Consider the following 18234-nt stretch of genomic DNA (forward strand, 5'->3'; position numbering starts at 1 on the left):
TCCGGGCGCTGGCGGCGCGGGTCCCACTGGGAGAACTCGTCGCGCAGCGAGAACACCCGCTCCTTCGCGCGGGCCTTCTCCTCGTCACGGCGGCCTCCGCCGAACACCGCGTCGAAGCGGTGCTGCTGGATCGCCTCGGTCAGCGGCACCGTCTGGAGCGGGTTGCGGGTGCCGTCGGGACGCTCGCGCAGCGTGCCGGCGTCGATGTACTCCTGGACGGAGGCCACGTGCAGCCGCAGCCCGTGCGCGGCCACCGTACGGTCGCGGTAGTCGATGACCTCGGGGAAGTTGTGGCCGGTGTCCACGTGCAGCAGCGCGAACGGCACCGGCGCCGGCCGGAAGGCCTTCAGCGCCAGGTGCAGCATGACGATCGAGTCCTTGCCGCCGGAGAACAGGATCACCGGCTTCTCGAACTCGCCCGCCACCTCACGGAAGATGTGCACCGCCTCCGACTCCAGCGCGTCCAGGTGCGACAGCGCGTAGGGAGCGTCGGCGTCGGTGGTGGTGTGCGGGTGGGCAGCGGTGGTCACGCCAGACCCCTTTCGTTGAGCAGCGCGAACAGCGACGCCGCGGACTCCTGGACGGTCTGGGTGTGCGACTCGATGCGCAGGTCCGGGGCGGCCGGAGCCTCGTACGGGTCGTCGACGCCCGTCAGCCCCGAGATCTCGCCCGCGGCCTGCTTGGCGTACAGCCCCTTCACGTCGCGCTCGGAGCACACCTCGACCGGAGTGGCCACGTGCACCTCGAGGTACGTCGTACCGGCGTCGGCGTGCCGCTTGGCGACCGCCTCGCGGCTGTCGGCGAACGGGGCGATCACCGGCACCAGCGCCTTGACGCCGTTGCCGGCCAGCAGCTCGGCGACGAAGCCGATCCGCTGCACGTTGGTGTGGCGGTCCTCGCGGGTGAAGCCCAGCCCGGCGGAGAGGAACTCACGGATCTCGTCGCCGTCGAGGACCTCCACCCGGTGGCCCTCGGCGCGCAGCCGCTCGGCCAGCGCGTAGGCGATGGTGGTCTTGCCCGCGCTGGGCAGACCGGTCAGCCACACGGTGGCTCCCTGGCCGGTCACGCTCATCTGGTTCTCCGTAGGTTCGGTCATCAGCCGTGCAGTCCGCACTCGGTCTTCGCCCGGCCGGCCCAGCGGCCGGCCCGCGCGTCCTCGCCCTCCGCCACCCGGCGGGTGCAGGGGGCGCAGCCGACGGAGGCGTAGCCGTCCATCAGCAGCGGGTTGGTGAGGACACCGTGTTCGACGACGTAGGCGTCCACGTCGTCCTGGGTCCAGCGGGCGATCGGGGAGATCTTGACTTTCCGCCGCTTCTCGTCCCAGCCGACCACCGGGGTGTTCGCCCGGGTCGGGGACTCGTCGCGGCGCAGGCCCGTCGCCCACGCGTCGTACCCGGTCAGGCCCTCCTGGAGCGGCGTGACCTTGCGCAGCGCGCAGCACAGGTCCGGGTCGCGGTCGTGCAGCTTCGGCCCGTGCTCGGCGTCCTGCTCGGCCACCGTCTGCCGCGGGGTGAGGGTGATGACGTTGACGTCCATCACGGCCTCGACCGCGTCACGGGTGCCGATGGTCTCCTCGAAGTGGTAGCCCGTGTCGAGGAAGACCACGTCCACGCCGGGGAAGGCGCGGGACGCGAGGTGGGCGACGACCGCGTCCTCCATGGAGGAGGTCACGCAGAACCTGGCCCCGAAGGTCCCGGCCGCCCAGGTGAGGATCTCCAGCGCGGAGGCGTCCTCGAGGTCGCGGCCCGCCCGCTCGGCCAGCTCCTTGAGGTCACGGGTCTCCTGAACCGTCGTCATATCTCGTCCCCTCCAGCGTCGTCGGTCTGAAATCCGCGGGCCAGCAGCCCGAGGTACTTCAGCTGGAAGGCCCGGTTGCACGCCCTGCATTCCCAGGCGCCGTGGCCCTGCTCGTGGGGGAACAGGTCCTCGTCGCCGCAGTACGGGCAGTAGAACGGGGCGGCGCGCTCGCTCATGAGAGGGCCTCGTCGGAGGCGCGGCCGACCCAGGTCGCGAAGCGCTCGCCGTCCTCGCGCTCCGCCTCGAAGCGCTTGACGACCCGCTCGACGTAGTCGGGCAGACCGGCCGAGGTGACCTTCAGGCCGCGGACCTTGCGGCCGAAGCCGGCCTCCAGGCCGAGCGCGCCGCCGAGGTGCACCTGGTAGCCCTCGACCTGGTTGCCGTCGTCGTCCAGGACCAGCTGGCCCTTGAGACCGATGTCCGCCACCTGGATACGGGCGCAGGCGTTGGGGCAGCCGTTGATGTTGATGGTGAGCGGCTGGTCGAACGCCGGCAGCCGGCGCTCCAGCTCGTCGATGAGGGAGGCGCCGCGCGCCTTGGTCTCGACGATGGCCAGCTTGCAGAACTCGATGCCCGTGCAGGCCATCGTGCCGCGCCGGAACGGGGACGGCTTGACCCGCAGGTCCAGCGCCTCCAGGGCGGCGACGACCGACTCGACCTGCGCCTCGTCGATGTCGAGGACGATCATCTTCTGCTCGGCGGTGGTGCGCAGCCGGCCCGAGCCGTGCCGCTCCGCGACATCCGCGATCTTGGTCAGGGTGGCACCGTCGACGCGGCCGACGCGGGGCGCGAAGCCGACGTAGAAGCGGCCGTCCTTCTGCCGGTGGACGCCGACGTGGTCGCGCCACTGGCCCGAGGGCTGCTCGGGGGCCGGGCCGTCGGCCAGCTTGCGCCCCAGGTACTCGTCCTCCAGGACCTGGCGGAACTTGGCCGCGCCCCAGTCGGCGACGAGGAACTTCAGGCGGGCGCGGGTGCGCAGCCGCCGGTAGCCGTAGTCGCGGAAGATCGAGATGACGCCCTCGTAGACGTCCGGGACCTCCTCCAGCGAGACCCAGGTACCCAGGCGCACGCCCAGCTTGGGGTTGGTGGACAGACCACCGCCGACCCACACGTCGAAGCCGGGGCCGTGCTCGGGGTGGTGCACGCCGACGAAGGCGATGTCGTTGATCTCGTGCGCCACGTCCAGCAGCGGCGAGCCGGAGACGGCCGACTTGAACTTGCGGGGCAGGTTGGAGAACTCCTTGTTGCCCACGATCCGGCGGTAGATCTCGTCGATGGCCGGGGTGCCGTCGATGATCTCGTCCTCGGCGATGCCGGCGACGGGCGAGCCGAGGATGACGCGGGGCGTGTCGCCGCAGGCCTCGGTGGTCGACAGGCCCACGGCCTCCAGCCGGCGCCAGATCTCGGGCACGTCCTCGATCCGGATCCAGTGGTACTGCACGTTCTGCCGGTCGGTGAGGTCGGCGGTGCCGCGCGCGAACTCCTGCGAGATCTCACCGATCACGCGCAGCTGCTCGGTGGTCAGACGGCCGCCGTCGATGCGCACGCGCAGCATGAAGTAGGAGTCGTCCAGCTCCTCCGGCTCCAGGACCGCGGTCTTGCCGCCGTCGATCCCGGGCTTGCGCTGCGTGTACAGACCCCACCAGCGCATGCGTCCGCGCAGGTCGTTGGGGTCGATCGAGTCGAAGCCGGTCTTGGAGTAGATCGTCTCAATGCGTGTCCGCACATTGAGACCGTCGTCGTCCTTCTTGAACTGCTCGTTGCCGTTGAGGGGCGTGTGGTGGCCAACGGCCCACTGGCCCTCACCGCGGTGACGGCCGGTCTTGCGGCGCGCGGCTGCGGGAGTGGGCTTCTCTGGGGTGGCGGCCATGGCGGTACGTCCTTCTGTGGCGGCTCAAGGCAGGGGCAGGGCACGGGGGTGACCTGCGCAGATGTGTGCAGGTGCGGCAGAGTGGGCCCCGTCGCCGGTGGGCAGGGGCGGTCATCGGCCTCGGGGGCTGTGCAGGTGTCGGCTCGTCCGCGACCGGCTACGGCGGCGGTGGGACGGCGAGGTGCGGCGGTGGCTGGTTCGGTCAGCTCGCCGGACAGATGGCGCTGGACATGCGGCCGAGGTCGACGTGCCGCCGACTCACCAAGGCAATTCCAGCTCCATTCATGGCCGAAGCGTGGCACGGGCCTCTTGTACGAGTCCACTACTGTCCGCGATGCGGACAGATCCGTCCCGAATTCCGAGACGGTGTGGGCTGGGTCACGCCGGGAAGGCGGGCGGATGTCCTGAACGCGCCGTGTGCGCGCAGGCCGGACATCCGCGAGGGCGGCCCTTGCGGATGTCCGGCCTGCGCCGGGCTGACGCGCCGGGCCTACGCGCCCGGCTGACGCGCCGGGGCCTACGCGCCCGGCCACGGGCCGGGGGTCGGGGACTCCGTCTTCTCCTCGGTCTCCGTACGGAAGAGGCGGAAGCCACGGCGCAGGTAGTTGTCCATCGCGGTCGGCCCGTCCTGGCTGCACGTGTGGACCCACACCCGCGACGTCGGCGTCCGGCCCGGCCAGCGCGAGGCCAGGTCCCAGGCACGCGCCGTACCCACCGACAGCAGGTGGCCGCCGATCCGCCGGCCGCGGAAGTCCGGCAGCAGACCGAAGTACATGATCTCCACCACACCGTCGTCCTGCGGGTCCAGCTCGATGTAGCCGGCCGGCGTGCCCCGCTCGTACGCGACCCAGGTCTCGACCCCCGGCCGCTCCAGCTGCGCCACCCACTGCGCGCGGGTCAGCGACAGCCGGTCCGTCCAGTGGATGTCGCCGCCCACGGACGCGTACAGGAAGCGGCTGAACTCGGGGGAGGGGACCTCCGCCCGCTCGATGCGGATCTCCTCGCCGGGTACGGCGGCGGGGACCAGTTCGGCCGGGGAGGTCATCTCCAGGGACCAGGTCGTCAACGTGATGGTGCGCTCGCTCATGCCGTCAGGGAATCACGCCCGGCCCGCCGCGGCCCACGCGGGCCCTGATCACCGAGGGTGCGGTGGAGTGCGGCAGCAGCGTCCGCGGGTCCGCCGGGCGGATCAGCTCGACCTCGACGCCCTCCGCGAAGCGGTACGGCCGGTGCGCGAGCACTCCGGCGAGGTGCCGGCGTACCCGTGACATCTCGGCGCGCACCGTGACCGTACGCGTCGGATCGCCGAACAGCTCCTGTGCCAGCTCCGCCGCCGACCGCCCCCGCGGGCAGTCCGCCAGCAGGAACAGCAGCTCGGCATGGCGCGGGCTGAGCTCCTGGGACCAGCTGCCCGCCGCCCCGTACACGGTCGCGGACCAGCCGCGCGGCCGGCTGAGGTCCAGCACCACCCGGCCCGCCGCCGCACCGCCCGTGCGCGCCCCGTCGATACGGATCAGCCAGCCGCCCGGCAGCGGCTCGACCCCGCAGTCGCCCAGCTGCGCCAGCCACACCCGGCCCGGGCCGAAGCCCTTGGGCAGGGGCAGCCGGTCCACCGGGGTCACACCCGTCACGGCCGCCGTCCAGCCGTGCCCGTCCACCGCCAGGGCCCGCCCCGGCAGCCGCGCCAGGATCGGCGCCGCCACCGCCCGCAGCCGTTCCAGCGACTCCAGGTGGCGCACCCGCAGCTCCCGCTCGGCCAGCCGGGCCACCGAGCTCACCCAGGCCAGCGTCGCCGGGTGCATGGTCGCCAGCGGCCCGCTCACGTCCACCACCCCCAGCAGCGACCCGTCGCGCGGGTCGTGGAGCGGCGCCCCCGCGCACGTCCAGTCGTGGTGGCTGGAGACGAAGTGCTCCGCCGAGAAGACCTGCACCGGCCGCCGGGTCACCAGCGCCGTGCCCACCCCGTTGGTGCCGACCACGCCCTCGGCCCAGTCCGCGCCCACCGAGAAGCCCAGCCGGTCGGCCCTGCGCAGGATGGCGGAGGCCCCCTCCCGCCACAGCAGCCGCCCGTCCGCGTCCGCGACCACCATGATGTGCAGGGCCCCGTCCAGGGCCGGCAGCAGTCCCTCGCGCAGCACGGGCAGGATCTCCCGCAGCGGCGAGAGCTGCCGGCGCTCCTCGGTCTCGGCGAGCGAGAGCATCCGCGAGCGCGCGTCCCGGTCCGGGTGGACCCCGCCCGCCAGCATCCGCCGCCAGGAGGCCGCGATGTCCGGCCGGGGCGCGGCCGGCGGCGGGTCCCCGGCCAGCGCAGCCGCCCGTACCCCCTTGAGCAGCCGCGATGCCTCGCGCGTGTCCATGGCAGAGAGCCGGTTCAAGTCGACTGCGGTGTGGGCCACCGGATCCTCCCCGTGTGAGCCGGACCAACAACAGCGTTGCAACGGTACGCAACCCTCGCCAAGTGCCGGTCGCCCGACCGAAACTGTGCCGGGCGCCGCCCTGCGGCGGCCACAGCTCCTCCTCGGGGCTTTTCTCGGATCAGGGGTGGTGCCGAGTCGGCGCGGCGCCACCCCTGCTCCCACGCAACGGGCCCGGATCCGGGCCCGGCCGGGGTTTGGGGACCCCTCCCGACCCGCGGTCCGCGCCCGTGCGGCCCGCTCGGTGCGGGCCGCAGGCCCGCGCCGGCGCGGCCCGCCACCGTCAGGTGGCCGTGAGATACCTCAGCCCGTCGGGTGGCCGTGACACCTCAGCCCCTCGCGTGGCCGTGACACCTCAGCCCGTCGCGTGGCCGTGACGCCTCAGCCCGCGATCCGCGCCCGCTCCACGATCGCCCCCAGGTCCAGGCTGTGCGGCAGCGTCCCGAAGGCGTTCCCCCAGTCGCCCCCCAGCCGCGAGGCACAGAACGCGTCCGCGGTCTCCGGCGGCGCGAACCGCACCAGCAGCGACCCCTGGAGCACCAGCGCCATCCGCTCCACCAGCCGGCGCGCCCGCGCCTCGATGCCCTCCAGGTCGGCGAGCTCGGTCAGCAGGTCCTTGATCGCCGCGTCCAGCCGGTGGTCGGCGCCCCGGGCCAGCCCGACCTCCTGGAGGAAGGCGTTCAGCGCCTGCGGCTCGCGCTGCAGCGCCCGCAGCACGTCCAGCGCCTGTACGTTGCCCGAGCCCTCCCAGATCGAGTTCAGCGGCGACTCGCGCAGCAGCCGCGGCAGCCCGGACTCCTCCACGTAGCCGTTGCCGCCCAGGCACTCCAGGGCCTCGGCGACCGTCGGCGTGCAGCGCTTGGTCACCCAGTACTTCGCCGCGGGCACCGCCAGGCGCAGGAAGGCCCGCTCCTGCTCCGTCCCGGCGTCGTAGGCCGCGGCGAGTCGCAGCATCAGCGTCGTCGCCGCCTCCGACTCCAGCGCCAGATCGGCCAGGACGTTGCGCATCAGCGGCTGGTCGATCAGCCGGGCGCCGAAGGCGGAGCGGTGCTCCGCGTGGTGCACGGCCTGGGTCAGCGCCTGCCGCATCAGCGCGGCCGAGCCGATCACACAGTCCAGCCGGGTCGCCGCGACCATCTCGATGATGGTCCGCACCCCCCGGCCCTCCTCGCCGACCAGGCGCGCCCAGGTCCCGTCGAACTCGACCTCGCTGGAGGCGTTCGACTTGTTGCCCAGCTTGTCCTTCAGCCGCTGGATCGCGAAGACGTTGCGCGTGCCGTCCTCCAGCACCCGCGGCACCAGGAAGCAGCTCAGCCGGTCCTTCCCGGCCGCCGGGACCTGCGCCAGCACCAGGAAGCCGTCCGACATCGGCGCCGAGCAGAACCACTTGTGGCCGGTCAGCAGGTACTCGCCGGGCGCGTCCAGCGCCGTGGCCGCGGTCGTGTTCGCCCGTACGTCGCTGCCCCCCTGCTTCTCCGTCATCCCCATCCCGAACAGGACCCCGGCCTTCTGCCCGGCCGGCCGCAGCCCCTGCTCGTACACGTGCGAGGTCAGCCGGGGCTCCCACTCGGCCGCCAGCGCCGGATCCGTCCGCAGGGCCGGGACGGCCGCGTGGGTCATCGACACCGGACAGCCGTGGCCCGCCTCGGCCTGCGACCAGACGAAGAACCCGGCCGCCCGGCGCAGATGCCCGTCCTCGCGCCCCCAGGCGTCGGTCAGCCCCGCCGTCACGGCGTGCCCGAGCAGCCGGTGCCAGGCCGGGTGGAACTCCACCTCGTCGATCCGGTGGCCGTACCGGTCGTGCGTCTTCAGTTTCGGCGGGTTCTCGTTCGCCAGGGCGCCCCATTCCTGGGCCTGCGCGGAGCCCGCGGCACGCCCGAGATCGGTGAGTTCTTCCCTTACGTCGCCGAGGAGTTCGGGGGCGAGGTGCCGCTCGACGCCCTCGGTGAGGGCCCGGTCGCCGCCGTAGACGTCGTACCCGACGAGGGGCGGGGCCTGGTTGGTGACTGTGTGGGTGGTGGCTGCCATGCCGATACGGTAAAGACGTGCAGGCAGCAAATGAAACACCCGAGCGGCTCCCGGGGCGGCTCCACCGGGCCCGGGCCCTCTACCGCAACGTCTCCAAGCGCAAGATGGCCTGGCTGCTGCTCAAGGACACCGTCAACTCGTGCATCGAGTACCGGATCCTCGGGCTCGCGGCCGAAGCGGCGTTCTTCACGCTGCTCTCCCTGCCGCCGCTCTTCCTCGGCCTGCTCGGACTGCTGGGCTACGTCGACAACTGGACCGACACCACGACCGTCGCCAGCATCGAGGAGAACATCCTGGGGGCCGTCGGCACCGTCCTGTCCGACCGGGGCGTCAACGACATCGCCAGACCCCTGCTGGACGACGTGACCAGCCGCGGCCGCCCCGACATCATCTCCCTCGGTTTCGCCTTCGCCCTCTGGTCCGGCTCGCGCGCGGTGAACGTCTTCATCGACACCATCACCGTCATGTACGGCCTCGACGGGCAGCGCGGCATCGTCAAGACCCGGCTGCTGGCCTTCCTGCTGTACGTCGTCGCGCTGGCCATCGGCGCGATCGTGCTGCCGCTGATGGTGGTCGGCCCGGACGCGGTGGTGCGGCTGGTGCCCTGGGGCACGGAAGTGATCGCGGTCCTGTACTGGCCCACCGTCACGCTGCTGTCCATCGCCTTCCTGACCACGCTCTACCACGTGTCGGTGCCGGTGCGCTCGCCGTGGATCGAGGACGTGCCGGGGGCGCTGGTCGCCCTCGCGATGTGGGTGCTGGGCAGCTTCCTGCTGCGGATCTACCTGACGAACACGGTGGAGGGACCGACGATCTACGGCTCGCTGGCGGCCCCGGTCGCCGTGCTGCTGTGGATCGGCATCTCGGCGTTCGCGGTGCTGGTCGGGGCCGCGGTGAACGCCGCCATCGACCGCGTCTGGCCCTCGGTGGCCACCGCGGCGGCCCGCGAGGCCAACGAACGGGCCCGCGAGGCGGAGGCCGCGATGCTGGTGGCGCGGGCGGCGGCCTGGCGGGCGCTGGCCGAGGGGGAGTCCGAGGACGACGAGGACGACGGGATGCCGTCGGAGTTCCCGGAGCGCTGGTCGAAGTTCCTGCCGCCGGAGGACTACAAGGCCCGCCTGCACAAGGAGCGGCATCCGCACTGAGCGGCCGAGGGGGGCCGGGCCCGGCGGCATGTGGCCTCCGTCAGCCCGGCGCACCGCGCGTCCACCCGGACGGGGGACTCGTACGGGAATACGAGTCGGTCCGGTGCCCGCCGGATCCTGCCCGGAAATCGCTGGCGGGGTTGTCGTGGATCTTGTTACGGTACAGCCGTTCACGTCGGACGCCGTCGAATCGCGACGCGTCACGTCGAACCAATGCCGCGTGCATGACACAGGAGGTGAGTCCTTTGATGACGGTTGCTGCGCAGGGCGCTGCCCGCACTCAGAAGGCCATGTCTCTCATTCCTGTGGTCACCGGCTGACACTCCGCTTCTTCCCGCGCGCAGGGCGCGCGTTGCCGGGGCCACCCTTGTGAAGGGTCCCCCTTGACTTCCTCCGCTTTCTCTTCTGCTTCTTCTGCTGCTTTCTCGTCGGACGAGTCCGCCCTCACCCTCCTCGGGTGGGACGAGGAGTGGGCCGCCGAGTTCGCTCCGTACGCGGCGCAGGGCCTGCTGCCCGGCCGTGTCGTACGGGTCGACCGCGGCCGGTGCGACGTACTGACCGCGGACGGCCTGGTCCGCGCCGACACCGCGTTCGTCACGCCGCACGACCCGCTGCGGGTCATCTGCACCGGTGACTGGGCCGCCGTCGAACCGGACGGCAACCCGCGGTACGTGAAGGCGTACCTGCCGCGCCGGACCGCGTTCGTGCGGTCCACCTCCTCCAAGCGGTCCGAGGGCCAGATCCTCGCCGCCAACGTCGACCACGCGATCGTCGCGGTCTCGCTCGCCGTCGAGCTGGACCTCGGCCGTGTCGAACGCTTCCTGGCGCTGGCCTGGGAGTCGGGCGCACAGCCGCTGGTCGTGCTGACCAAGGCGGACCTGGTCCCGGACCCGGTGGCGCTGTCGTACCTCGTCGAGGACGTCGAGACGGTGGCCCCGGGCGTGCAGGTCCTCACCGTGTCCTCCCTGACCGGGGAGGGCATGGACGTCCTGGGCACGGTCGTCGCCGACGGGACGAGCGTGCTGCTCGGCACCTCCGGCGCGGGCAAGTCCACGCTGGCCAACGCCCTGCTCGGCGAGGACGTCATGGAGGTGCAGGCGGCGCGCGACGTGGACGGCAAGGGCCGCCACACCACCACGACGCGCAACCTGCTCGCCCTGCCGGGCGGCGGCGTCCTGATCGACACGCCGGGGCTGCGCGGCGTCGGCCTCTGGGACGCCGAGGCGGGCGTCGGCCAGGTCTTCTCGGAGATCGAGGAGTACGCGGCGCAGTGCCGCTTCCACGACTGCGCCCACGAGTCGGAGCCGGGGTGCGCGGTGCTGGCGGCGCTCGAGTCCGGCGAACTGTCGCAGCGGCGGCTGGAGTCGTACCGCAAGCTGGTCCGCGAGAACCAGTGGATCGTGGCGAAGACGGACGCCAAGGCGCAGGCCGACCTCCGCCGCGACTGGCGCCTGAAGTCGGCGGAGGGCCGCCTGAACTACGCGGTCAAGCGCGGCGGCCACCCCCGCCGCTGACCCGGCCACCCCGGCCGGGGCCTCTCGGCTCCGGTCCGGGCCCCGGCTCCGGCCCCTGGTTCGCAGCCCGCCCGGGCCCTCCTCCTGGAGGGCCCGGTTCCGGCGTGCCCCGGCCGGCGTCCCGGTCACCGGGGCGTCAGTCCTCCCAGACCCCGGCCGCCGTGCGGTCGTCGGCGTAGCCCTTCAGGCGCAGGGAGGTGTCGGCGAGGAAGCAGGCCAGGCCCGGCGGCTCCGGCGGAGCCCAGCGGGCGGAGAGTTCGGCCGGCAGCAGGGGCTCCTCGCGCATCGGCCCGGCCAGGCCGCCGGAGCAGACCAGCAGCGTGTCCCCGGCGCGCGCGACGCTCGCCCGGAAGGTGAACCCGGGCTGCGGTGCGGGCTCCAGGTCCTGCCACGCCCCGGCCCGCAGTCGGAACAGCCCGCCCGGTCCGGCCCCGAAGCACACCCGGGTACGGCACTCCGGGTCGATGGGCAGCAGCAGGCAGCGCAGGCCGGCGGTGTACTGGTCCTCGGTGTAGCCCAGTTCGGTGGCGCGGGCGCGCAGCCGCCCGTATCCGCGGTCGGTCAGCCGCTGGAGCCCGGACCGCAGGGCGTCGCGCCGGCCGGCCCGGATGTCGTCGGCGAGCCGGGTCCGGCTGCGCCCCACGGCCGAGGCGACCCAGCGGCAGACCTCGGCGGCGGCCTCCCGGGGTACGGCCCGGTCGGCGCCCGCGACGGCGACCAGGATCAGCGCGTCGTCACCGCCGCCGAACCGGGCGGTGAGCAGTACGTCGCGGCGGGGTTCGCCGCGGTAGCGGGCGGAGTCGCCGCGTACGGAGGCGGCGCGCAGGGTGTACGTCCCGTAGCGGGCGCCCTCCAGCACGGTGTCGGAGACCAGGGCCGTCAGCTCCGCCGGGTCGGCCTCGGCCAGCTTGCCCGGCTCGGCGGCGTAGGTGGGGGCCCGGTCGCCGAGGTGGCGTGCGTCGGGCCGGGGCTCCGGCCAGGGGCCGCCGCCGGGCTCGGGGGAGACGAGCGACTCGGTCCACTGCTCGGGCAGGGGGGCGGGTTCCGCCGGGGGCCGCGCGGGCGCGGGAGGTGTGACGGGCGGCGCGGGGGCCGCCTGGCCCGGCGTCCACTCCGGGGGCAGCGGCGGGGGCGCGGGCGCGGGGGGCGCGGGGGGCGCCTGCGGCGCCGTCGGGCCGGGCGGGGGCGTCGGAGGTGCGGGGGGCACCTCCACCGCGCCGAGCGCGTACCCCGTCGCTTCCCCCACGGCCGGGACCCCGTGGTCCGGCGCGGGGGGCGTGCCCGTCGGCTGCGGGTCCGGGCTCTGGTGGGGCCGCGTGCCCGTCGCCCGGCTGGTCCCGCCGTCCGGCGTGGGTGGCACGTCCGCCGCCGTGGCCCCGGGCTCGTGCGGGAGCCGCGTGCCCGTCGCCCGGGTCGTCCCGCCGTCCGGCCCGGGCCGTGCGCCCGGGTCCGGGGCGCCGCCGCCCCGCTCCGGTGGCGCGGTGTCCGTGCCGTACCCGTACGTCCGTTGCGCCGGCAGGGTGCCGGAGCGGGGGTCGGGTGGGGGTTCCGGGTTCGTCACGACGGACGCCGAGGTGAAGCGGGCGTCCAGGGTGTCGGACGGGTCCGGTGGGGCGGCGGGGGTGGGATCGGGCTCGGCCGGCGGCTCGTCGTAGAGCTTCTGCCACCAGTCCTCGGGAGCCCCCTGCTGATTCATGCCCTTATTTTCGGCCGCCGACGGCGGGCGGAAACGCGGAACGGGGCCGTCGGGCGAGTTGCCCGGCGGCCCCGCCGCCCGGCCCGGGGTGTACGCACGAACGTCGCACACACATGCGGACGCCCTGGTGGCGGCGGAGCCCTGCGCGGCCCTCGGCACGGCCTTCGCCGGCCCTGTTCTCGTTCAGCTGCGGCGAACGGACATGTGGTCAGCGATTGGCGGCAAGAAGGGCCTCGGCTCGGCGAGCGAGTGCTTCGCGTACCTCATCTGGGGACAGCACCGTCAGCGGGGTGTCCAGGCCGAGGAGGTAGGAGGCCAGGCACTCGACGCTGTTGCCGCCGATCCGGACTACGGTGGCTTTGGGGCCATCGGGGCTGTGCGTGCCGATGCTGGGGGGAACCGCCTCCATCGCGCGGTCCAGGGGCAGCGGAAGGCGGATCGTGGTGTACACGGGGTAGATGACGCTCGCGATGCCCCGGGAGACCAGCTGTGCTGCCTCGGGTGGATCAGTCAGGTCGGCTGGTTCGGTGGTGGGGTGCACGGCCATCACTCGGTCGGCGCGAAACGTGCGCCACTCCTGCTTGGTCACGTCCCGGGCCACCAGGTACCAGCGCGCACCGGTGTGGACCAAGCGGTAGGGGTCTATCTCTCTGACAGAGGCGCGGCCGGCGTGGTCTCGGTAGGACAGGGTGGCACGCAGCCCGCTGGCGCAGGCCCGCGCCAGTTCCAACAGCACAGGCATGTCGATCTGCGGTTCGCCGGTGCGGGGAGTGTGATCAAGGGTCCCCTCCAGCGCGGTCAGTTGGCCCGCGAGGTGCTTCGGCAGGCTCTGGCGGAGCTTGAGCAGCGCGGACAGAGCGGCCTGACCGGCGCCGAGGACTCCGCTGAGGGCAGCCTCACGCAGGCCGACGGCGACGGCCAGGGCCTCCTCGTCGTCCAGCACCAGCGGCGGCATCCGGGCGCCGGGACTGAGACGGTAACCGCCCCATGGCCCGGGCTCGGACTCGACGCCGTAGCCCAGGTCCCGCAGCCGGGCGATGTCACGGCGGACCGTGCGGTCAGTGACCGCCATCCGCTCGGCCAGTTCCCGACAGGTCCATACCGGGCGGGCAGACAGCAGCGACACCAGGTGCAGCAGACGGGAGGAGGTCCTGATCACAATCATCAGTATCCGCCATGACCAGGACACAACCTGTCCTGGTCATGGCCTACCGTCCAGTCCCATGAGCACCCCCGAGATACGTCTCCTCTCCTTTGACTTCGACTGCCTTGACCCAGCCGAGTTGGCGCGCTTTTACGGCGAAGCCCTGGATCTGCCCGCGCTGTACCGCAGCGACGACTTCATCCTTCTCGGCAGGGAAGGGGCGCCCGGGCTCGGCTTCATCCGCCAGGCCGACTTCCGCCCCCCGACCTGGCCCGATCCCGCCCTCGGCAAACAGGCCCACCTGGAACTGGGTGTCGACGACCTGGACGCTGCACAGGAGCGGATGCTCGCCCTGGGCGCCACCCTGCCGTCCTTCCAGCCACGCCCCGATGTATGGCGGGTACTCCTGGATCCAGCAGGACATCCGTTCTGCCTGTCGACACACGGAATCTGATCCTCCGCTACGGCCTCGACCTCCTCGACGGCTTGGTCTGCGCAGACCTTCACCGGGCCGAGGCCGAGCGGTCCGCCTTCACCGGGTCCCAGACGATCCTGGTCGACGGCCGCGACCCGCTTGCCGAGCCCGGCACCACGCCCTCGATCTCCTGCCGGATCTACCGCACCCCGCAGGGTCCGGCCGGGGTGCCCGGTCTCGACCAGCCCTGGCAGGAGAACCGGGCTTGGCAGACCGGCCCGGGGTGCGGTGATGATGTCCGCGGCGGGTTCGCGCCGTGGCCGCTTCCCGCCAGGCGCCGCACGAAGGGGAGGGTGATCGGATTGCTGGGTGCGATAGGCCTGGACGAGGGACAGGAGTCGGCGTACCGCGCGCTGGTGGCGCTGGGGGCGGCCGAGGTGCCGGACCTCGCGCACCGGCTGACGCTGCCGGTCCCGCAGACGGAACGGACCCTGCGCCACCTCGAGCGCCACGGGCTGGCCGCACGGTCCTCGTCCCGGCCAGGCCGGTGGGTGGCCGCGCCACCCGGGGCCGCGCTCGGCGCGCTGCTGACCCGGCAGCGGCACGAGCTGGAGCAGGCGGAGCTGGCGGCGGCGCTGCTGGCGGAGGAGTACCGGGCGGAGGCGGCGGAGCCGGCCGTGCACGACCTGGTGGAGGTGGTGTGCGGCGCGAGCGCGGTGGCGCATCGTTTCGCCCAGCTCCGGGCGGGCGCGGTGGAGGAGGTCTGCGCCCTGGTGACGGGCCGCCCGCAGGACCTGCCGGGCGGCGGCGAGGAGGCCGGGGACCCGGCGGCGCGGCACGGCGTGGAGCACGGCGTGGAGCACCGCGTGGAGCACCGTGTGGAACACCGGGTGGTGATCGAGCGGGAGCTCCTCACGCTGCCCGGCGGTCTGCGGGAGGCGTCGGCGGCGCTGGACCGGGGCGAGCGGGTGCGGGTGGCGGCCCGGATCCCCACCCGGCTGGTGATCGTGGACCGGAGCCTGGCGATGGTCCCGCTGACGGTGCACGGCCCGGAACCGGCGGCGCTGGTGGTGCACCCGTCCGGCCTGCTGGAGTCGCTGCGGGGACTGTTCGAGGCGGTGTGGCGGGAGGCGCTGCCGCTGCGGCTGGGTCCGGGGAACACCCCGGTCGGCGCGCCGGCCCCGCCGGACGCGACGGACCTGGAGATCCTCTCGCTGCTGCTGGCGGGGATGACGGACGCCAGCGTGGCCAAACACCTGGAGCTGGGCCTGCGGACCGTGCAGCGCCGGGTGAAGGGGTTGATGGAGGTCTGCGGGGTGACGACCCGGCTCCAGCTGGGCTGGCACGCTCGCGAACGGGGCTGGGTGGCCCGGTGACCCCGGGTCCGGCAGGCTGGGCGGGTGGATGTGCCGCAGCTCCTCCTGGTGGGACTGGTCCTGCTGCTCGGGGTGCTGGGCGTGCTGGTGCCGGGGGTCCCCGGCACGTGGCTGGTGTGGGCGGCGCTGCTGTGGTGGACGCTGCACGAGCCGACGTCCCTGGCGTGGTCGCTGCTGGTGGGGGCGACCGCCCTGCTGCTGGTGGTGCAGGTGGTGAAGTGGCAGCTGCCGCCGCGCCGTATCCGCGCGGTGGGGGTCACCCCGGAGACGGCCGTGTACGCGGGCGCGGGCGCCGTCATCGGCTTCGTCGTCGTACCGGTGCTCGGCGCGATCCCGGGCTTCGTCGGCGGGATCTACCTGTGCGAGCGGCGGCGGCTGGGCTCGCACGGTGAGGCGGCGGCGTCGGTCCGGGCGGTGATGCGGGCCGTGGGCACGAGCGTGCTGGTGGAGCTCTTCGCGTGCCTGCTGGTGGTGGGGGCCTGGGTGGGCGCCGTGGTGTGGGGCTGAAGGGCGCCTCGGCGTGGCCCGGGCCCTGCGGCGTAGGGCCGGCGCCCGATGCGGCGGGGCCGTCCGGCGGCGACCCTGGAGGCATGACGGCGAAGCTGAGCGAGACGGAACGGACGTACCTGCGCGGCCAGCGGCTGGGGCGGCTGGCGACGGTGGACCCGGCGGGCCGGCCGCAGGCGAGCCCCGAGGTCATCCGCATCCACCCGGACCGCATCCACGCGTGGGGGCTGACGGCCGAGGAGTCCTGAGCGCGGCCCCGGGAGGGGCGCTCCGCCCGGCGTGCGGGGCCGTCAAGCGGTGCCGGTGTCCGGCGGCCGGGTCTCTCGGTGCCGAGGGGAGATTTCCTCCCCCTGGTGCAGTACGACCTGCCCGTCAATGTGGTTCTGTTCGACGGCTCACCCCCCGGTACGGCCGGGCCGGAGGTGCCGGTTTCCGGCCTTCCCCCGTACGCGGCCACCCACCGCGATCCGGACGCGGACGTGGTCACCGACCCGGCGCCCGGTCCGCTCCGGTGATCCGGATGGCTCGATCCGACCTCAGGAACATGCCGCGTCCGTGATCCCGCAGGAGTGCGGATCTCCCCGGCGGGAATGCATCCCGTAGACCTGTTCGAGAAACGGACACGGGAGGGACGTTGCCGTGCGGGTGGGGGCGAAGACCGGAATGACTCGGACGGTGCGCCGGGCGGACCTGAAGGCGGTGGGCGAAGTCCGCAGAGCCTTACGGGAGTTGCTCCGGCACCACTGCCGGACCGACGCGGCGGAGGTGGCGGAGCTGCTCACCACCGAGCTCGTCACCAACGCGCTCGTGCACACCGACCACGGCGCCGAGGTGTCGGCGGCCTGGGCCGACGCGCGATTACGGGTGGAGGTGCGGGACTTCACCGCGCGCCGGCCCCGTCCGTACGTACCGACCGCCGACGACGGTACGCACGGCAGGGGGCTGGTGCTGGTGCAGTCGCTCGCCGACGCCTGGGGGGTGGACCCGCTGGGCGGGGGCAAGGTGGTGTGGTTCGAACTCGACGGAGGGCCGGTCTGAGGGAGCCCCAGGCAACCCCCGAACCGGCCCTCGTCACGCCCGGCCGTCAGCCGAACTGCTGTTCCAGATCCTTCAGCTTGCGCTCCAGTGAGTCGAGGCGGGGAATGGTCTGGGTGTCGTCCTCGGCGGTGAGGTCCACCGTCCGGGGCGCGGTGTCAAAGGCGTCGGTTCCGGTCACGGCCTGCAGGGAGGGCCGCCTGGAGGTACCTCCCAGCTGGGGAAGCGTGGGCAGCTGTCCCGCTTCCGATATGGCGGGCTCCGCGCCCACCGGCGCGGAGCCGTTTCCCGGGACCAGCTCCGGCACCTCGACCTGACGGCCGCGCGGCCGGGGCAGGCCGAAGGCCCTGTGCTGCCGGCCCAGCGCCCGGATGTGCGCCCGCTCGCGCCGCTGCTGCTCGCGCCGCCGCATCCGGTCCTGCGCCTTCTCCCGCTTGTCCTCCCGCACCTCGTCCACCGCTTCGTCGAGGGTGCGCACCCCCTCCAGCAGCATCAGCGACCAGGCGCCGAAGGTCTCCCGGGGGGCCCGCAGCCAGCGGACCATCCGGATCTGCGGCAGCGGACGGGGGATCAGGCCCTGCTCACGCAGGGCGGCCCGGCGGGTCTGCTTGAGCGCCCGGTCGAAGAGCACCGCCGCCGAGAGCGACATGCCCGCGAAGAACTGCGGGGCCCCGTCGTGACCGAGCCCGCGCGGCGCGTGCACCCAGTTGAACCAGGCGGCCGCGCCCGCGAACAGCCACACCAGCAGGCGCGAGCCGAGGGCCGCGTCGCCGTGGCTGGCCTCGCGGACGGCGAGCACCGAGCAGAACATGGCGGCGCCGTCGAGGCCGAAGGGGACGAGGTACTCCCAGCCCCCGGTCAGGTTCAGGTTCTGCCGCCCGAATCCGACCAGCCCGTGGAACGAGAGGGCGGCGGCGACGGCCGCGCAGCAGAACAGCAGCACGTACGAGGCCGTGCCGTAGACGGCCTCCTTGCGGCGCCGGCGCTCCTCGCTGCGTTCCCAGCTGTCCTCGGCCGGGGCCTTCTCGCCCTCGCGCCGGCCCCGGGCCAGCACCGCGACTGCCGCAAGCACGCCCAGGATCAGCAGACTGCCCGGCAGCAGCCAGTCCAGCGATATGTCGGTCAGTCTCATCCGGTGTCCCTTGAGTCGCGTACGGCGGCTTTCCGGGCGCCATAGTGGCGGATTTCAGGTGGCCTGTAGGCGGGTTTCGGGGCAAGTGCACGCCAACGGGCGGCGAGGCCCTCCGGATAGGGTGTTGTAGGTCGAACTCACGCACGCAACAAGGGAGTTGT

19 protein-coding genes and 1 pseudogene are annotated in these 18234 nt (G+C 73.4%); 8 read left to right on the forward strand and 12 right to left on the reverse strand.

What is annotated here, in order from left to right:
- The 9 genes from cysD to ACIPXB_RS30895 form a co-directional block, all read right to left on the reverse strand.
- Nucleotides 1-530, reverse strand: a 530-nt coding sequence (cysD, locus tag ACIPXB_RS30855; protein WP_401455159.1) for a sulfate adenylyltransferase subunit CysD, incomplete at its 3' end; no start/stop codon positions are given.
- Nucleotides 527-1072: an adenylyl-sulfate kinase gene (gene cysC, locus ACIPXB_RS30860; RefSeq protein WP_401455287.1), complete on the reverse strand. Its 546-nt coding sequence runs from the start codon at nt 1070-1072 to the stop codon at nt 527-529. The genes cysC and cysD, both read right to left, overlap by 4 nt.
- Nucleotides 1073-1095: 23 nt before the next feature.
- On the reverse strand, nt 1096-1797 hold the full coding sequence (locus ACIPXB_RS30865; RefSeq protein WP_401455161.1) for a phosphoadenylyl-sulfate reductase: 702 nt from the start codon (nt 1795-1797) through the stop codon (nt 1096-1098).
- Nucleotides 1794-1973, reverse strand: coding sequence for a hypothetical protein (locus ACIPXB_RS30870; protein WP_401455163.1), 180 nt, complete (start codon nt 1971-1973; stop codon nt 1794-1796). Before ACIPXB_RS30870 ends, ACIPXB_RS30865 begins: the two co-directional genes overlap by 4 nt.
- The gene (locus tag ACIPXB_RS30875) at nt 1970-3667 is read right to left on the reverse strand and encodes a nitrite/sulfite reductase (RefSeq protein ID WP_401455165.1); all 1698 of its coding nucleotides are present in this window, start codon (nt 3665-3667) and stop codon (nt 1970-1972) included. Before ACIPXB_RS30875 ends, ACIPXB_RS30870 begins: the two co-directional genes overlap by 4 nt.
- A 202-nt stretch (nt 3668-3869) precedes the next feature.
- A complete protein-coding gene (locus ACIPXB_RS30880) occupies nt 3870-3953 on the reverse strand; it encodes a putative leader peptide (protein ID WP_309550570.1) in 84 nt (27 codons plus the stop codon).
- 231 nt (nt 3954-4184) lie between these two features.
- Nucleotides 4185-4754, reverse strand: a complete 570-nt coding sequence (locus ACIPXB_RS30885; RefSeq protein WP_401455167.1) for a GNAT family N-acetyltransferase — start codon at nt 4752-4754, stop codon at nt 4185-4187.
- Between the two features lie 4 nt (nt 4755-4758).
- Nucleotides 4759-6063, reverse strand: a complete 1305-nt coding sequence (locus ACIPXB_RS30890) for a GAF domain-containing protein (RefSeq protein ID WP_401455170.1) — start codon at nt 6061-6063, stop codon at nt 4759-4761.
- A 399-nt stretch (nt 6064-6462) separates the two neighbouring features.
- Nucleotides 6463-8109: an acyl-CoA dehydrogenase family protein gene (locus ACIPXB_RS30895; RefSeq protein WP_401455172.1), complete on the reverse strand. Its 1647-nt coding sequence runs from the start codon at nt 8107-8109 to the stop codon at nt 6463-6465.
- Between the two features lie 17 nt (nt 8110-8126).
- Between ACIPXB_RS30895 and ACIPXB_RS30900 the strand changes: the two genes are divergently transcribed.
- Nucleotides 8127-9254: a YihY/virulence factor BrkB family protein gene (locus ACIPXB_RS30900; protein ID WP_401455173.1), complete on the forward strand. Its 1128-nt coding sequence runs from the start codon at nt 8127-8129 to the stop codon at nt 9252-9254.
- Nucleotides 9255-9637: 383 nt separating this feature from the next.
- Nucleotides 9638-10768, forward strand: a complete 1131-nt coding sequence (gene rsgA, locus ACIPXB_RS30905) for a ribosome small subunit-dependent GTPase A (protein ID WP_401455176.1) — start codon at nt 9638-9640, stop codon at nt 10766-10768.
- Nucleotides 10769-10904: 136 nt separating this feature from the next.
- Here the strand turns inward: rsgA and ACIPXB_RS30910 are convergent, their stop codons facing one another.
- Both ACIPXB_RS30910 and ACIPXB_RS30915 read right to left on the reverse strand, forming a co-directional pair.
- Nucleotides 10905-12464 carry a hypothetical protein gene (locus tag ACIPXB_RS30910; protein ID WP_401455178.1) on the reverse strand — a complete coding sequence of 520 codons (1560 nt, stop codon included), beginning with the start codon at nt 12462-12464 and terminating at the stop codon, nt 10905-10907.
- Nucleotides 12465-12672: 208 nt separating this feature from the next.
- Nucleotides 12673-13623, reverse strand: coding sequence for a helix-turn-helix transcriptional regulator (locus ACIPXB_RS30915; RefSeq protein WP_401455181.1), 951 nt, complete (start codon nt 13621-13623; stop codon nt 12673-12675).
- A gap of 64 nt (nt 13624-13687) precedes the next feature.
- Between ACIPXB_RS30915 and ACIPXB_RS30920 the strand changes: the two genes are divergently transcribed.
- The 6 genes and pseudogenes from ACIPXB_RS30920 to ACIPXB_RS30945 all read left to right on the forward strand — a co-directional run bounded on the left by ACIPXB_RS30920 (nt 13688) and on the right by ACIPXB_RS30945 (nt 16944).
- The gene (locus ACIPXB_RS30920; RefSeq protein ID WP_401455182.1) at nt 13688-14062 is read left to right on the forward strand and encodes a VOC family protein; all 375 of its coding nucleotides are present in this window, start codon (nt 13688-13690) and stop codon (nt 14060-14062) included.
- A gap of 323 nt (nt 14063-14385) precedes the next feature.
- Nucleotides 14386-15399, forward strand: coding sequence for a helix-turn-helix domain-containing protein (locus ACIPXB_RS30925; RefSeq protein ID WP_401455288.1), 1014 nt, complete (start codon nt 14386-14388; stop codon nt 15397-15399).
- 24 nt (nt 15400-15423) lie between these two features.
- The gene (locus ACIPXB_RS30930) at nt 15424-15906 is read left to right on the forward strand and encodes a DUF456 domain-containing protein (RefSeq protein WP_401455185.1); all 483 of its coding nucleotides are present in this window, start codon (nt 15424-15426) and stop codon (nt 15904-15906) included.
- Between the two features lie 83 nt (nt 15907-15989).
- A pseudogene (locus ACIPXB_RS30935) lies at nt 15990-16091 on the forward strand (pyridoxamine 5'-phosphate oxidase family protein); the annotation flags it as partial.
- Between the two features lie 168 nt (nt 16092-16259).
- Nucleotides 16260-16421 (forward strand): hypothetical protein, encoded by a 162-nt coding sequence (locus ACIPXB_RS30940; RefSeq protein WP_401455188.1) that lies wholly within the window; start codon nt 16260-16262, stop codon nt 16419-16421.
- A gap of 148 nt (nt 16422-16569) precedes the next feature.
- Nucleotides 16570-16944 carry an ATP-binding protein gene (locus tag ACIPXB_RS30945; RefSeq protein WP_401455190.1) on the forward strand — a complete coding sequence of 125 codons (375 nt, stop codon included), beginning with the start codon at nt 16570-16572 and terminating at the stop codon, nt 16942-16944.
- 46 nt (nt 16945-16990) lie between these two features.
- On the opposite strand, the gene ACIPXB_RS30950 is transcribed toward ACIPXB_RS30945, so the two are convergent.
- A complete protein-coding gene (locus ACIPXB_RS30950) occupies nt 16991-18073 on the reverse strand; it encodes a DUF2637 domain-containing protein (RefSeq protein WP_401455192.1) in 1083 nt (360 codons plus the stop codon).
- Nucleotides 18074-18234: the final 161 nt, after the last annotated feature.

The organism is Streptomyces sp. NPDC090022, from assembly GCF_044748145.1.
GTDB lineage: Bacteria > Actinomycetota > Actinomycetes > Streptomycetales > Streptomycetaceae > Streptomyces.